Annotated in this window: 12 protein-coding genes; 6 read left to right on the top strand and 6 right to left on the bottom strand. The window is 51.4% G+C overall.

Features of this window, described 5'->3' with window-relative positions; all coding sequences use genetic code 11:
• Positions 1 to 123 precede the first annotated feature (123 nt).
• Positions 124 to 2,271, top strand: coding sequence for a protein-disulfide reductase DsbD family protein (locus tag BSZ32_RS01910; protein WP_105041851.1), 2,148 nt, complete (start codon positions 124 to 126; stop codon positions 2,269 to 2,271).
• 64 nt (positions 2,272 to 2,335) lie between these two features.
• Here BSZ32_RS01910 and BSZ32_RS01905 read toward each other — a convergent pair whose 3' ends face one another.
• Positions 2,336 to 3,619 carry an FAD-dependent oxidoreductase gene (locus BSZ32_RS01905; RefSeq protein ID WP_105041850.1) on the bottom strand — a complete coding sequence of 428 codons (1,284 nt, stop codon included), beginning with the start codon at positions 3,617 to 3,619 and terminating at the stop codon, positions 2,336 to 2,338.
• Between the two features lie 338 nt (positions 3,620 to 3,957).
• On the opposite strand from BSZ32_RS01905, the gene BSZ32_RS01900 reads away from it, so the two are divergent.
• From BSZ32_RS01900 to BSZ32_RS01890, 3 genes are all read left to right on the top strand, one after another.
• Positions 3,958 to 5,208, top strand: coding sequence for a Glu/Leu/Phe/Val family dehydrogenase (locus BSZ32_RS01900; protein ID WP_105041849.1), 1,251 nt, complete (start codon positions 3,958 to 3,960; stop codon positions 5,206 to 5,208).
• Positions 5,209 to 5,428: 220 nt separating this feature from the next.
• Positions 5,429 to 6,031 (top strand): ribosome biogenesis GTP-binding protein YihA/YsxC, encoded by a 603-nt coding sequence (gene yihA, locus BSZ32_RS01895; protein ID WP_105041848.1) that lies wholly within the window; start codon positions 5,429 to 5,431, stop codon positions 6,029 to 6,031.
• A gap of 73 nt (positions 6,032 to 6,104) precedes the next feature.
• Positions 6,105 to 7,247 (top strand): TlpA disulfide reductase family protein, encoded by a 1,143-nt coding sequence (locus tag BSZ32_RS01890; protein WP_105041847.1) that lies wholly within the window; start codon positions 6,105 to 6,107, stop codon positions 7,245 to 7,247.
• A 506-nt stretch (positions 7,248 to 7,753) separates the two neighbouring features.
• Here the strand turns inward: BSZ32_RS01890 and BSZ32_RS01885 are convergent.
• The 5 genes from BSZ32_RS01885 to BSZ32_RS01865 form a co-directional block, all read right to left on the bottom strand.
• Positions 7,754 to 9,265 carry a sulfatase gene (locus tag BSZ32_RS01885; RefSeq protein WP_105041846.1) on the bottom strand — a complete coding sequence of 504 codons (1,512 nt, stop codon included), beginning with the start codon at positions 9,263 to 9,265 and terminating at the stop codon, positions 7,754 to 7,756.
• 53 nt (positions 9,266 to 9,318) lie between these two features.
• Positions 9,319 to 9,549, bottom strand: coding sequence for a hypothetical protein (locus BSZ32_RS01880; protein ID WP_105041845.1), 231 nt, complete (start codon positions 9,547 to 9,549; stop codon positions 9,319 to 9,321).
• Positions 9,542 to 10,396, bottom strand: coding sequence for a multinuclear nonheme iron-dependent oxidase (locus tag BSZ32_RS01875; RefSeq protein WP_105041844.1), 855 nt, complete (start codon positions 10,394 to 10,396; stop codon positions 9,542 to 9,544). The genes BSZ32_RS01880 and BSZ32_RS01875 overlap by 8 nt, the downstream gene beginning before the upstream one ends.
• Positions 10,397 to 10,417: 21 nt before the next feature.
• Positions 10,418 to 10,744, bottom strand: a complete 327-nt coding sequence (locus BSZ32_RS01870; protein WP_105041843.1) for an EF-hand domain-containing protein — start codon at positions 10,742 to 10,744, stop codon at positions 10,418 to 10,420.
• Positions 10,745 to 10,989: 245 nt separating this feature from the next.
• On the bottom strand, positions 10,990 to 12,474 hold the full coding sequence (locus BSZ32_RS01865) for a sialate O-acetylesterase (protein WP_105041842.1): 1,485 nt from the start codon (positions 12,472 to 12,474) through the stop codon (positions 10,990 to 10,992).
• 557 nt (positions 12,475 to 13,031) lie between these two features.
• Between BSZ32_RS01865 and BSZ32_RS20485 the strand changes: the two genes are divergently transcribed.
• A complete protein-coding gene (locus BSZ32_RS20485; protein ID WP_206018694.1) occupies positions 13,032 to 14,261 on the top strand; it encodes a DUF6288 domain-containing protein in 1,230 nt (409 codons plus the stop codon).
• A partial coding sequence (locus BSZ32_RS20480) for a HEAT repeat domain-containing protein (protein WP_165788582.1) occupies positions 14,261 to 15,241 on the top strand: 981 nt, incomplete at its 3' end. The genes BSZ32_RS20485 and BSZ32_RS20480, both read left to right, overlap by 1 nt.

Raw genomic sequence — 15,241 nt, 5'->3', positions numbered from 1 at the left:
TTTTCTTTCGAAAGGAAAGAATTTTAGGGAATAAGTCACCTGCCTTTTCCCCTCATACTAGAAAGCAATTAGAGTCACCAGACCATCAACTACTCTAGACACTAAACAATCGATCCCACGCCAATGACCCACGCATATTTGTCAGCTATCATCGCACTCTTAGCGATCATGACCAGCCCGATCCAGGCGCAATTCGGAGAGCCAAAAACCCAGGCTGAGCTCTTCCCAGAGCACACCAGCGTCACCCCCGGCCAAACATTCAGCGTTGCTGTGGAACTGACACATGAGGAGCACTGGCATTCCTACTTTATAAATGACGGTCTGGGTAACTCCATCGTTCCGGCCGCAGAATGGAAGCTTCCTGATGGATGGAAAGCCTCAAAATTACTTTTCCCAGCCCCGCACGAGTTTGCTTTTTCTGGAGCCAAGGTCTACGGCTACGAAGGCACTAACTACTTCTTCACTGAACTCACAGTTCCTCAGTCAGCCAAGGTTGGCGACAAGGTTGAGCTCACTGTCGATAGCTCGTGGCAGGTTTGTGATGACTCCAGCTGCCTCCCGCCCAACAGCCAGGAATTCACTTTTTCACTCACCATTGCCGACACAGCAGTCAAGAACTCCGACTATGCAAAAGTAGACGACTACCGACTCCAGTCATTCCCCACTAAAGTCCTCCCCAAGGACTGGACAATTTCAGCCGAGGAAACCGCAGAGGGCTTCACTCTCTCGATTGTTGGAAAACTGCCAGAAGACCTCGAATTCTTTGAATACGACAAACAAATCGATGTTCAAGCCAAGCGTGCCGTCAGTCACGATGGTGGCACTCACACATTCGCCGCGACCCGTAATATGGGAAATAAGCTTGGTGGTGAGGCCGGTCCCAAGCTCGCAAACCTTCGAGGCATTCTTTACACCTCTTCAGATGTAGCAGGCTCCAGCAATCACGCATTCTGGATCGATGTAGCTTTTGGTGGTTCTACCGAAGCAGGCGCCGCAGCAGCTACCACTAGCGAAAACGCTGAAACCAAAGAAGGTAAACTTGGAGTAGTAGCGGTCCTAGCCTCCCTCTTGTTAGGTGGACTCATCCTCAATCTGATGCCCTGTGTCTTCCCTGTGATTGGGCTCAAAATCATGGGCTTTGTGCAACAGGCTGGTGAAGATAAAAAGAAAATCAAACTCCACGGCATAGCATTCACCGTAGGCGTGCTTATGAGTTTTCTCCTCCTCGCCGCCTTTCTCTACCCACTCAAAGCAACCACCACACTAGGAGCGCAACTGCAAGAGCCATGGGTCGTATTCGTCCTCTTAGTGGTCATGCTCCTACTTGCTCTAAGCATGGCTGGCCTGTTTGAGATTGGAGCCAAGGCTACAAGTGTTGGCGGGAATCTAACTCATAAAGAGGGTCTCTCTGGTTCCTTTTTCTCTGGCGTCCTCGCCGTAGTCATCGCCACTCCTTGTTCGGCGCCGTTCCTAGGACCAGCTATCGGTGCCGCTTGGAAATTTGATGGGCCGCTCTTCTTTATCTCACTTTTGATGATGGGAGTGGGCCTCGCTCTTCCCTACATCACTCTTTCATTCTTCCCGGCGCTTGTGAACAAACTTCCTCGTCCGGGTGCTTGGATGGAATCCTTTAAACAGGGCATGTCCTTCCTACTTTTCGCCACCGTTGGTTACCTCCTCTGGGTTTACAATGGTCAGATCGGCGAAGAAGGACAAAAAGGGCTCGCGATCATGCTCGGCATCACATCAATCGCTACCGCAGGCTGGATCTTTGGCCGCTGGGACACCCCGATCAAAGCAAAATCAACTCGAATCAAAGCCAAGATTCTATCTCTGTTGTTCCTCGCTGGCGGTGTAGTCCTGGCTATGCCACCTGCGCCAGAAGATCCTGAAACCGCCGCTGCTGAAAGCGCCGTTCCAGATCTTAGCTGGGAAAAGTGGTCACCCCACCGGGTCGAAGAACTTCTCGCCGAAGGAACCCCCGTCTATGTCGACTTCACCGCAAAGTGGTGCCTTACTTGCCAGACTAACAAGGCAGCCGCGTACACCGCAGAGGTCCGCCAAAATATGTTCGATAAAGGTATCGTAACTTTGAAAGCAGACATGACCAAGAAGCACCCTGAGGCCACGAAGGCGATCCATACTCTCAATCGATCAGCTATCCCAGTCAACGTACTCTACGTACCTGGGGACTCGACACCCTACGTCACTCGCGAGCTGCTCACCCCTGACTACCTCAGCGACTTCCTAAAAACTCGACTCGAGAAGTAAGTCGTCCTTAAACATCTCAACAAAAAAGCCAAAGCTCATCTCAGGGCTTGGGCTTTTTTTCAATCTACAAGAGACGGAACAAAGCCCATGGCTTACACAAATCAGTAGCGGGCCGCTTAAAGTGGATCACCTCGTAGAGCATCTTATTGAGCTCTCCATCCTCTGACGTTTTCTCGTACACTCTCTGTGTCAGCTGTTGCATCAATTTGATTTTAAGAGATCTCTGAGAATGCAGCTCAGGGTAGCGCATATCCTCCACTGTGATCATTTCCCACGCATGGCTCACTATACCTGAGATCGATTTAAAATAACTCTGCGAGGCGCACTCCCCACGCTCTATCAGCTCAGACATTTTAAGAGCCTCCAGAATGCAAACCGTCATTCCTTGCCCAAAAATAGGGTTGAAGCTGCAAACTGAATCCCCAATGGCTAACAAGTTTTTAGGCATAGAACTCTTTTCGTAAAAATACCTTCTACTCTCTTTAAATCGGTAATGCGCTAGCGCACTCAGTGGCTCGGCATCTTTTATTGCTTCATAGACATCTGGGCAGCCCAGTTGCTTTGCATACTCTAAAAACTCCTCTTGATTAGTGGGCATTGTATCCTTCTTTCGCCCTGCCAGTGTCACGAGCCAGTTACCATCTTCCTGAGGAAACACAGCTCCTGACATCGTCTCTGGTGGTTTAGGAATCACAAATAATGCCTTCCACTTCTCGGTACCATGGTCTGCAGCAACTTTGAACCGACAAGAACTATAACGTAAGCCCGCAGCCAAAGTCTGAACCCGTGGCACCTTTCCTCCAATTTCTTCTAACCACTGTGGACAGCGTGATGCTCGCCCTGAGGCATCTACCACCCTAGCCGCATTCAGTTCCTTACCTGAGGCCAGCCGAACTCCACTTATCTCGAAACTATCACCGATAAATCCAACCACTGCGTCACTAAGAAATTCCACATTGCCAAGCGCCGTCACTTCTGCGCGCACTGCTTCTTCCAAACAAGTTCTGCTCATGAAAGGCCCTTCCATCAGATCCTCGAAATTTGCTTTAAATTTACCAAAGTGATGCCACCTAAATTCCTTACCAAAATGAACCCACTCGGCCCCCATTTGCTTGAGCCTGAGTTCCACACCGGGAAGTAATTTCTGCAATGCCGTCCAGCCGGAACTCAACAAGCCGTGCACATGGTGCCCCTGAGGAGTCGCTTTCCGCACCGTTCCCTCTCCACCGAAAGTATCATTATCCACCAAAATGACCTTTGAATAATACGGCGACATCGCAGCCGCACTCAGCAGTCCTGCAATGCTGCTCCCAATCACGACAACGTGATCCTCTGATGTTCCTGCCATATTCAAGTCCAAGACTTATCCTTCATAGCTCAATCAATAGAAAGCACATCCTCAAAAAATGTCACTTCAGCCATTCTACTCAACTCAAAGGATGGGTAAACTTAGTCACGCATTAACGACCTCGTCGCTATGCCCGATAACAACCACCCCCCGGTGAAAAAAGAAGGACTTTTCACCCAGTTCACAAATCGATTCCAATCGTATAACGAACTCCACTGGATCGTCGCCCACGGTTCCAACACCCTCAGGGTCTTATCGTCAAAAAGCCTTTTTCCCTCCCCTTTTCGTACATCTTCTTGTAAAGAGTAGGACTACTCAATCGCGAACTCTCCTATCCCATGCTCCAAGACGTCCACCAATTCTTCCAAAAGGCAGCCGACATCCTCGACCTCTCCGACTGTATCCGCAAGATTCTCCTCACCCCGCGCCGCATCGTGAAGGTGGAGATAATCACCGAGAGCGATGACGGTAATCTTATGCACCACATGGGGTTCCGCGTGCAACACAACAATGCCCGCGGCCCGATGAAAGGCGGACTTCGCTACCACCCGAGCATGGACGAGGAACATGCCACTGCCCTTGCCAGCCTGATGACCTGGAAAACCGCCGTGGTGGACATTCCATTCGGAGGCGCCAAAGGAGGCATCAACTGCGATCCGCGCGCCCTAAGTACCAGCGAACTCAGTGCCATCACTCGCAGTTTCGTCGGCCGCATCAAGGAGGTCATCGGGCCCACCATCGACATCCCCGCCCCAGACGTGAACACCAATGCCGAAATTATGGGCTGGATCATGGATGAATATTCCCGCCACTACGGATTTTCTCCGGGCGTGGTGACCGGAAAACCCCTTCACCTCTTCGGCTCCGAGGGCCGCGAAGACGCCACCGGGCGCGGTGTGCTGTATGTCTTACAAGAAGTCCTGCGGCAGCAGGGCCGCGAATTGAAGGGGATGAAAGTTGCCGTCCAGGGGTTTGGCAATGTGGGCAGCCACGCCGCCCGACTCATGGCCGACGCTGGGGCGATCATCGTCGCGGTCGCCGACCACACGGGCGGCACCAGCCGAGATACAGGACTCGATATAGCAAAACTCATCGACTGGTCGAAATCGCACGGTGGGATCGCCGGCTTCGAGGGCGGCGACGCCTTCGACGGCACCCTCATAGCAACCTTCGACTGCGATGTCTTCGTCCCCGCCGCCCTCGAAAACGTCATCAACCAGGACAACGTCGATGAAGTGCGGGCCAACTACATCGTGGAAGGTGCCAACGGACCAACCAGTGCCGACGCCAGCAGCCAACTCACCGAACGAGGCGTGACGATCATTCCCGACATCCTAGCCAATGCTGGTGGCGTTACTGCGAGCTATTTCGAGTGGGTTCAGAACATCCAACAATTCCGCTGGGATCGAGAGAGGGTCAACCAGGAACTCCACAAGGTGATGACGCGCTCGACAAACGACGTCATCGAAGCCGCCGCCCATTATTCAACCGACCTCCGCACCGCAGCCTTCGTCCTCGCCATCAAGCGGGTCGGCAAGGCCTCCGCTGCCCGCGTCCATATCCGTGAAAACATTGCAGGTCTCGACTAAGCCGCCCCCTCCCTTGCATCACCTTTCTGGTCTCCTCAAAAACGTCCTCACGGTACAGCCTGAGAAAATGCAAACTCATAGTAATACGAGTGATACGCGTGCTAATAATTCCAGATTTCAGATATCACCTCACTCGAATTACCTGTCGCTAACACACACTCCCCGCAGTAAATAAAACTTTGTCTCGGATCATTGTAAATTATTTGGCAAGAACTTGGTCATGCAGATTCACAATGCGTCCTATCAGACGAGCGCCCTTGAACTAGAGAAGTGTCCAGACCCAGAATTTCCTGAGTTCGCCTTCATTGGTCGATCAAATGTCGGGAAGTCGTCGCTCATCAACTCGCTTGTAAACCAGCGCAAAGCGCTCGCCGACGTGTCGAAAACTCCGGGTCGCACCCAGATGATCAACTTTTTCCGCATCAATAATGCGTGGCACCTCGTTGACCTCCCAGGCTACGGATTCGCGAAAGTTTCAGGTAAGAAGCAAGATAAGTTCAACGAGTTTGTTTCAGACTACCTAGCCAACCGCAGCAACCTCGCCTGTGTCTTCGCTCTGATTGACTCACGCCACACACCACAGAAAATTGATTTGGAATTCACCAAGTGGATGATGGAGACAGAAGTCCCCTTCGTCTTGGTCTTCACCAAAGCTGACAAAATGAAACCAGGCGCAGTGAAGCGTAACGTCGATGCCTTCCATAAGGAGATGCTGGAATGGTGCGATGCTCCACCGCGAACCTACATCAGCGCCTCACCTAACGGCCAAGGACGCAAAGAGATTCTTGAGTTTATCGGCCAAGCCATCGATGCCGTAAAATAACCGATTCGACTCAGCTTAAATTGCTCAAACATTTTGTTGCAGAGTCAGCAATGTTCACTAACTTACTTCCACTATGAAACAAAAATTCCAGCGAGTTTTCGCTGCAGTAGCCACAGCTACTCTAACGACTTCCGCCCTACTCAGTTCAGCATCTGCAGTAGTGGCTCAAGAGCAAGCAGCAGCTGCTGCCACACTTTCTGTGGGAGACAAAGTCCCAGAACTTAAAGGCATCACATGGCTTCAAGGCGATGCGGTGAAGAGCTTTGACGAAAAGGGCAAGGTCTACATGCTCGAGCTTTGGGCAACTTGGTGTGGCCCATGTGTTGCCATCATTCCACACGTCAATGACCTCCACAAGAAGTACGCGGACAAAGGCCTCGTCGTTGTCGGAATGAACGTATGGGAAGACAAGATCGAAGCTCCAACAGAATTCCTCAAGAAACAAGGAGCCGCCATGTCCTACCGTGTTGCTTTCTCAGGTGGTAGCAAAGCTGATTTTGCCACTAACTGGCTCAAGCCAGCTGGGGTAAAGGGCATTCCACACGCATTTCTCATCAAGGATGGTGAAATCCTCTACTCGGGTCACCCATCCCAGTTAAAAGATTCTAGTATCGAAGACATGCTTGCGGGTAAATACGACGCGGCTGCAGAAGCTAAAAAGAAAGAAGCTGCAGCAAAAGAAGAAGCTGCCTTAAGCGCTAAGTTCATGCCTCTGTTCCAAAAGAAAGATTGGGACGGCATTCTAGCCCTCGCAAAAACTCTCGACGACAACAACCCAGCTAAACTTCAGCTTCAGGTCACCGCTATCTCTGAAAAAGGCGATTGGAAGTCACTCACTGAAAGCCGTAAAGGGCTCCTCAGTAAGAAAGACTCACCAATTACGGTCTCAGATCTCGATCAGTATGCAGCACTCGGCATGAAAGCTGGAGAAGGCGCAAAGGAATACGCTGTAGCAGCTCTTGCCAGCATAGAAGCAACTCCTGCCGACGCACCAGCTCCTGAGCAATTGCACAAAAAACTCATGAGCGCACGGCTCAACTTCCTTGCTGGCAACACCGACGCAGCAAAAAAAGACCTCGCTGCCGCAAAAGTTTATCTCGAGAAAGTGGAGAACCCACAAATGAAGCAGCAACTAGGAGCGATCTTCCCAGCCGCCGAGAAAGCACTTGCTGCAGGAACATTCCCAAGCATCAGAGAACTGCTTCAAGCGAAGTAGTCTTCGCTCGATAATTTATCACTCAATAAGCTCACCATGCATCTACGCTGGTGAGCTTTTTTCATCTAATCGCCCCAGCCTCTGAGCGGTGTCGAGCCACACGCACTCCAGATCATCAGAATGATGAGTTTTCGAATCAGTAACCAATTGGAGTGATTCTGAGGGGTTTTGATGATTCTGTATCAAAAGAATATTGGAGTGCTGAGGCTCGACGCAGCTCTGGTGAGGCTGTGGCTTGACACATGGGGCGGGAGTTTCAAGTGTGCAAGTTTTCAGTGTTCCGACTGATAGGATGAAGCCTGTTGCTGATTGTGTGGTCTGAGAGTTAGGGGAGTGGTTATGTTCCGGTGGTCCTGCCACCGCGCGCGTCAAGGCCCAGCACTCCATGGGAGAGAGTGGTTATTGACTCTGGTATGATGAGCTTTGATGCATCAGATACCCATTTTGACAATTTTGAGAAATTCTGGTAATTCTGTCTGAAAAATTGTCGTGTAGTGTGATAATCATTAGCCCTTCTTCTTGGCCTTCTTCTTTTTCGGGACACCTTCCAGCTCGGGCCGGTATTTGGACGGGACGAAATTCGGGTTCGCTGCGGGCACCACCGCATTGGTGCGTTTGAGGAAGCTTTCGATCAAGCCATCAAGTTCTTGCACAAGCTTCGGCTTTTGGCTGGCGAGGTTGGTTTTTTCACCGATGTCATTTTTTAGATCGAACAACAGGTAGCGGTGGCCGCCTTTCTTGGTGGCATGGAAAAGACGGATCAGCTTCCAGTCGCCACGATGCACCGAAACCGACGGTGGTAGCCAGTCAGGGACAATAGGTGGGGAGTGAGGAAAGTATTGGAAAATTGCATTGCGCATGAGTGGCTTGCCACGGAGGGCGGGGGTGATGTCGATACCATCAAAGATTTGTCCAGGTGCGGCTTTGAGGCCGAGGGCGTTGAGGAAGGTTGGATAGAAATCTTCGCTTTGGATCAGTGCGTTGCTGCGAGCGCCAGCCTTGGTGATGCCCGGCCATTCGATCACGCAGGGAACTCGGGTGCCGCCTTCGAACATCGTTGCTTTGCCGCCGCGTAAAGGAGCATTACTGGTCGGGGTGGTGTTGTCTACTTTGTCATACATGTTGCCACCGTTGTCGGAGGTGAAAATGACGATCGTGTTTTCGCGGATGCCGAGGCGATTGAGGGCCGCCATCAGCGTGCCGACAGCGTCGTCCATGCTCTCGATCATCGCGGCGTATGTCGGGCTGTGCTGTGGGTCTTTGGGGTCAATGTTTTTGCGGTATTTGTTGATCAGCTGCTCCTTTGCATCGAAGGGGGCGTGGACGCTGAACATCCAGTAGTTGAGAAAAAATGGGCGGTCTTTGTTTTTTTCCATCCACTTCACCGCTTCTTTGGCCATGCGATCTTCGATGTGCTGTTTCGGCATTCCCGGGTCGTGATCGAAGTTTTTAAATTTCCAAGGTGCGACAAAACTGCCGGCTGGGCCTGGGCCTGGCCAGTGTGGGATGTCGACATCAAATCCATGCTCAAGTGGTGAGTAGGGCTCGGGGCCGAGATGCCATTTGCCGAAGTGGCCCGTGGTATAGCCGGCTGCTTTGAGTGATTTCGAGAGCGTTGGATGTTTCGTGTCCATCCGGGTGACGGATACCGTCTTCAAGTAGGGAAAGCTGGGGTTGCCTGCCTTGGGGACGCTGGCATTGAGAATGACCTTGGGTAGGTGGCAGGTGGGGGCAGTGAGACCTGTGCGGGCGGGGCTCAGGCCAGTGAGCGTTGCCGAGCGGGTGGGCGAACACAACGGACTGGCGGTGTAGGCGCGATTGAAAGTAAGACCGCGATTTGCGAGGTTTTCAATGTTGGGCGTTTTGTAGAGCTTCGTATGGCCGTAGAGCGTGGTGTCTGACCAACCGAGGTCGTCGGCGAAGATGAAGACGATGTTGGGCTGCTTTGCTGCGTGAGCTAGGAACGAGCTAGCGAGCAAAGCGAGGATGAGGGCAAGAGATGGTTTGCGGAGATTCATACGATGGAGGTGAATGGATAAGTAGGATGGCGTGCGTTGTCGATGATGGTGGTCTACTGTCCTACACCATCTGCAGAGTCTGTCGATCCCCACTTAGTGACTAAACTGGCGGCTGTTTCCAGCATCTCTGGGTTGCAGCTGAGAAGCCAGGATTTCAGCTCTGGTTGAATCGCCGAGTGTTCAATGTGATGCCGGATCTCATCAGTTGTGGTGCATTTAGAAAAAATTTCGACCATCTCCCGCTGTGAAGCCGCAAGAGTTTTGTCGATGTAGGCTTTATCCATTGGCTACGATTGATTTAAGAGTGTGGAAGTCTTTACGAAAGCTGACGAATTGGTGCTCATGTAGGGTGTTACCAAGTCTTTCGAGAAATACTACTTCTAGGTTTGGGCAACGTGGCAGCACATAGTCAAGCAGACTAAAGACCTCAGCTGGCACATCCTCATCGTGTGTGTCCCTGCGGATAGGTTCCTTCGAGCTAGCCGTGGGTTCCCAAGAGCCGCCACTCACGTGAATTTCTCTAACTAGGTGAAAAGGGTAGTTGTCTAGTAGTTCAGCTGGAGACAAGTTAAAATTGCAAAGTTGACAGTAGATGTTGTGAAGATCGAGCAGAAGGAATCCATTTGAGGGTGAGACTATTTTCTCAAGAAAGTCGTGCTGTTCCAGTGCGTCATCAACGGACAGGGCCAATGCCAAATTCTCAAGGCCCATTGGACAAGGAGCTACAGCAGCGAGTTGGGCGAAGCGTTCCCGTCCCAGCTTTAGTGTGCTTTCGAGCAGTGGAACAGGCAAGGGAGCGCTGCGGTGAAAGTCACCAGCGGTCATAAAACCAAAGTGTTCAGTGTGATGAAGGTATTGGTGGCGGGTGACTTCTTCTTTGAATTTCTCCAGCCAACCCTGCTGACGCTGAGTCCAGTCTGCGGAAAGGAGAGAGAAGTGCACACCATGACCCGTTAAGCGGCCTGCTTCAGAGTAGGTACCAATCAAGCTAGTGAGCCATTCGCTGACTCCATTTTTCCAACCTGTATCAAAGCTCCACTCTACAGCCCCCACATCGCCAGCCTCAAATAACGGCATAGATGCCTGCAAGAACTGAGTCTCTGGCATCAACGATAGTCCGACGTGGGGCATGGAGTTTATTGAAAAAGAAAACTAACCGAGTCCACAACCTGGGCAATTGTCTATGTGAACCCTAGGTGTTGGATGTTTTACTTTGGCCGCTTTCGCTTTCTCTTGAACTACAATCGCGCGATATGCGTTGTTAAATTCTTCTGCACTAAGCTTTCCATCTTTGTTGACGTCCGCAGCGGTGAAAAAGTCCTTAATGGTCCTGCTTTCTGGCTTTATAGGAGCGGCTTTACATATAGTTCGTATAGGCTTAACAGCCTCGATGCCTTCCGCTGAAGCTGAACCAGCCGCAGCCGCTGCTATACCTGCTGAAATAGCAATATTCTTGAGTGTGTTTGAAGATAATTTCATAGTTTTTTGTATCTGAGTTACCCACTATTGCAGTTCAGGTATGATATTGTGACAAATAAATACATTTTTTTGATGTCGTTCTTGATAGGCGAGATAGGGGGGCTCCTTAGGAGCACTACCGCTAGAACTTTCATCACCCGATTGGGCCGCACTTGTTAGCTGATGGCTAATTTGAAACGCCAGCCTGGGTTGGGGACGGAGGCTGGCGCGAAAACATAAACCCAGAAGGCATCCGTCAAGTTCAGCTACTTCACTGGCATCGCGGAAAACTGGAAAACTGGCCAGCCGTTCTTGTCGCGCAGTGTCGGGATGGCTATCTCGTTCCAGCCCATGCGCACAAATTTTGGCGCAGCGACTGTCGCCGATGACACAATCACCGTGTTGCCATCAATCGTCGCGTCCGCAGCGGCGAAGCTCTTACCATCGGCAGACAGCTCGAACCAGGTCGGGCCTTTGCCATCGGCAGTTTCAAGGCCCTGGTCGATAGCCTGAAAGGCAACGACAACCTTACCTCCCTTCGCCGTAGCGCTCTTAAACGCCGGACCGGAACAGACGACCTTCTTACTGTAGGTTTTGCTCAGCGCCAATGCGGCAAGACGCTCGCCAACTGGCTTCTTGTCACTTGGGTGGATATCTTTGACGTTTCCAGCAATGGTGTCGTGAGTGGGGATGATTCCACAGTTTTTGAGCTCTGCCGCCGCCTTGTATTGAGCCGTCCAAATAGTGTTGCAAAGGGTTAAATCCTTTGCCGAGCGCTTGCCGCGATTGTAATCAAATGGTGCGATTTGAACGATATAAAGCGGCAATTCCGGCGCGTTGAAGACCTTGGCCCAGCCGCCTTGTAACGCCTTGAGCTTATCGAAATAATCGACACGACCGCGATTCGATTCACCCTGATACCAAATCGATCCCTTGATCGCAAACGGAGCGAGCGGTGCCACCATGGCGTTGTATATGCCATTGGGCGCCTTGCCACCAACTGTTGTTTTAACGGTGAACGGGTTGACCCTTCCAACCGAGCTTGCCTGCTTTGCCTTCGTCAGCCACGCTTCGACCTCACTGATTACCTTGTCCTGCTGCTGGATCACCGACTCCAAGTCCGGATTCTTCAGCGGCTTGCCAATGAGCGCATAGCCCTCATCTGCGATCCACTGTTCGATCGGTGTGCCGCCCCATGACGAGTCGATTAGACCAATCGGCACACCCAGTTCTTTCTGCAACTTCATGCCGAAGTAAAGGCCGACGCCGGAGAAGCGGTGGCTATTGCCCTCTTTGAAGCTGTTCCATGCTCCATTTGTATCCTCCATGGCGAACGAGCTCTTAACGTGATCGTGAACATGGAACATGCGCACCATATCGTTGCTGTGCTTAACGTCCTTCTCGGCGCGAAAACCGTATTCCATGTTGGACTGGCCGCTGCACAACCAGACTTCGCCAACGAGGATATCGGTCAGCTTCACATTACCTATCTGTAGCACCTGTGGCGTCGCATTGGCCGCCATTGCATCTAGCTTGACGATAAATTTGCCCGACTTGTCGGTGGTCGCTGTCTTGGATTGACCGGCGAAGGTGACGGTGACGCTCTCACCAGGATTCGCCCAGCCCCAGATTGGTACGGCCTGCTTCTGTTGCAGAACCATGTGGCTGGCCATGATATTAGGAAGCGATACTTCAGCGCGAAGCGTCGTGGTGGTGCACAGGATAAGTAGAGATAGAAGGATCTTTTTCATAATAGGTTTACGGTTAGATTGCTCGGGATTTGCTTTATTGTGGCGTCCTTGAGGGTGCGGTTGAGTGTCGAGATAGGGGGGCTGGGGCTGGAATAGGTGGGACAGTGACGAGTGGACTACGGTCAGGCAAGGGGAAAAGATCGACTAAGTGCTAGAGATTTGTTTCTGGGCTAGAATCCCTGAGGGCTCCGTCGAGTGGGGGGAAATGGGGCATGTCTCAGCAGGGTTTTCTTCCACTCCGTAACTTTTGCTTTCTGGCTTCGTTACGGCTTGATAGACAATGAAAGTCGCTGGATCAGGACGATTCATTGTTGATGAGATAACTCCTATCTTCGGCAATCTCTCGACTCTTCTTTTTTCTTCAATTGTTAGTCATCTTGAATAATGTGATCAGTGTTCTTAAAAAATGCCCTCGCTTTTGAATCTTAGAATTTCTCTAAAGTATCCCAATCTGTCCGCTAAGGTCACAAGTAAGCTCTTTGATCCGGGTCGTACCTCTCAGCCATTTAAAAAATAACAAACAAATGAATACAATCAAATGGGACGTTTCAAGGATCATGAGCACACTCATTGTTTTGGCCGCGTTGGCATTAGGAATAGGCACGGTGGTCGCCCAAAAGAAGGGTGCTGCCAAGAGTGCGCCTAGTTATTATAAGGATGGAGGTATGTTGATGTTTAACCCGTACCCAAATGACACTGGCAGGAGCGGCAATAAATCATGGTTGGTACGCAATTTTGGGCCAGTCGGGATCGGTATCAATTTGAAGCGGCCGGGCATGACCATGGAGGTCAACAATGTGGAGAAAGCTTCGCCGGCGGAAGCCACGGGCAAACTGAAGAAGGGCCAAATCATTGAGAGCATCAATGGCGTCGTGCTCGAAAAGATCGATCCGCGCATTATCCTTGGCGACATCATTACCCAAGCCGAAGCAACGGATGGCAAAATCAATTTGAAGATCAAGGGTCTTGGCAATGTGCTGGTTAAAATTCCAGTGATGGGCGGCTACAGCAAAACATGGCCCGAAAATTGCCCGAAATCTGACAAGATTGTTCGAAATCTTGCCGACCTTCTGGCCAAAGACGCAGAGCCCAAATGGGGTTCGGTCATCTTCTTGCTATCCACAGGCGAGGAGAAGGATCTTGCGGTCGTGCGCAAGTGGATGAAAGACATCAAAACCATCGGAGGGATGAATTGGGAGAAAGGCTACAAGGGTCCAGGCCTCTGCGAATATTATCTACGAACAGGGGATAAATCCGTGCTGCCGGTCATCAAGCAGATGACAGAAGAGCTCAAGGTGAACATGTACAACGGTGGTTGGAGTGGTCGCGGAGCACCAGCAGCGTTCACCTATTCTACCGGAACCGGACAAGTCCACGCATCGGGCATGAACTGCATGACGTTCCTGCTGATGGCCAGATTGTGTGGCGTGGAAGTGGATGAATACATGTTAAACAGGTCACTTCAGCAGTTCTATCGCTTTGCTGGGCACGGCAATGTCGCCTACGGTAACGGGCTGCCAGAAGGTGGATTCCGTGACAATGGTAAGACAGGAGGCTTGGCTATGTCCATGGCAGTTGCCGCAAAACTCACACCTGATGGTGAATCATCCGTCTATGCCAAAGCACGTGACAACTCTGCCATGAAGAGCTTCTACGCGACCAATTGGTTCCACGCCGCTCACACCGGTGGAGGCATTGGGGAAATATGGCACCATGGAGCAGTGAGCTTGATGCGTGAAAAGCGACCGACTCCGTATCGATCCTATCTGGATTCAAGCGTTGGGTGATGGAACTGTCGCGCCGATTTGATGGTAGTATAGGCATCGCCGGTATGGACGATCGATATGATCGGTCGGTATCAGAAGCATCAGGCAATAGAGCGTGGGGCACCTATTTTGCGCTCACCTACACTTATCCTCGCAAACACCTGCAAATGTGTGGAGCACCTCGGAGTAAGTGGGCCAAGAGCTATCAATTGCCAGCGCGCCCATGGGGCAATGCTGCCGATGATATATTTCAGTCTCCAGAGCCCATACTGGGTGGCGATCTCGTCAAGCTTACCATGAAGGACCTCTTGAATGAGACAGTTGAGGAAGATTCTTCAGTGGGGGTTATTCAAAAACTGGTTGATCCGAAAGCGAGCAAGGAAACGCTCTTGAAATACATCCTCCATCCCGAGTACGGCTTTCGTAGTATGGCGATGGATCAAGTGGTGAAACGTGGTCGGGTTGAGTTAGTGGTTCCGCTGCTGAAGTCGGTCGATCCGCGACTCCGGCATGCAGGGCTTTTAACCCTCACTGGGATGTTCAAAGGAGGATCTTTTTCAGAGGATAAAGTAACCCCGGAAATGTATGACCTGGTAGGTGCGATGGTGGATAATCCCGAGGAGTCATGGTGGGTTGCGATGCATGCAATCCAAGCGCTGAAACGGGCCAAGCCAGAGCGTATTGGCAAACACCGTGACCGACTGCTGCAGTTTTTGGATTACGATAGCGTTTGGGTTCAAACCGCTGCGGTTATCACTCTGACAAAGATTGCCACAGCGCCGGAGCATTACAAAATCGTTTTGCCTGCTATTTTGGATACAGCAGCTTCCTTCACGGTTGATTCTGCGTCGTCAAGCTCCACCCGCGCCATTGCTGATGTCATGAAGTCAGCAAAGCCAGACGTCAAAGCCTTTGCCGAACCACTGCTCAAGACAACCTATGCAGGTATGCCTGGCGTGCTGAAAGACCCCTACACGGGTGCCGTCAATGGGGCGGGGGGC

The organism is Rubritalea profundi (genome assembly GCF_002954445.1).
GTDB classification, from domain to species: Bacteria; Verrucomicrobiota; Verrucomicrobiia; order Verrucomicrobiales; family Akkermansiaceae; genus Rubritalea; species Rubritalea profundi.
The sequence above is the reverse complement of the archived record's forward strand: the minus strand, read 5'-3'. Positions and strand labels throughout refer to the sequence as shown.

Coding starts and splice junctions, on each gene's coding strand:
- BSZ32_RS01875 (WP_105041844.1), bottom strand. CDS start 10,396: ATGCCCCACGTCGGACTATCGTTGATGCCAGAGACTCAGTTCTTGCAG.
- BSZ32_RS01885 (WP_105041846.1), bottom strand. CDS start 9,265: ATGAATCTCCGCAAACCATCTCTTGCCCTCATCCTCGCTTTGCTCGCT.
- BSZ32_RS01910 (WP_105041851.1), top strand. CDS start 124: ATGACCCACGCATATTTGTCAGCTATCATCGCACTCTTAGCGATCATG.
- BSZ32_RS01890 (WP_105041847.1), top strand. CDS start 6,105: ATGAAACAAAAATTCCAGCGAGTTTTCGCTGCAGTAGCCACAGCTACT.
- BSZ32_RS01870 (WP_105041843.1), bottom strand. CDS start 10,744: ATGAAATTATCTTCAAACACACTCAAGAATATTGCTATTTCAGCAGGT.
- BSZ32_RS01900 (WP_105041849.1), top strand. CDS start 3,958: ATGCTCCAAGACGTCCACCAATTCTTCCAAAAGGCAGCCGACATCCTC.
- BSZ32_RS20485 (WP_206018694.1), top strand. CDS start 13,032: ATGAGCACACTCATTGTTTTGGCCGCGTTGGCATTAGGAATAGGCACG.
- BSZ32_RS01880 (WP_105041845.1), bottom strand. CDS start 9,549: ATGGATAAAGCCTACATCGACAAAACTCTTGCGGCTTCACAGCGGGAG.
- BSZ32_RS01905 (WP_105041850.1), bottom strand. CDS start 3,619: ATGGCAGGAACATCAGAGGATCACGTTGTCGTGATTGGGAGCAGCATT.
- BSZ32_RS01865 (WP_105041842.1), bottom strand. CDS start 12,474: ATGAAAAAGATCCTTCTATCTCTACTTATCCTGTGCACCACCACGACG.
- yihA (WP_105041848.1), top strand. CDS start 5,429: ATGCAGATTCACAATGCGTCCTATCAGACGAGCGCCCTTGAACTAGAG.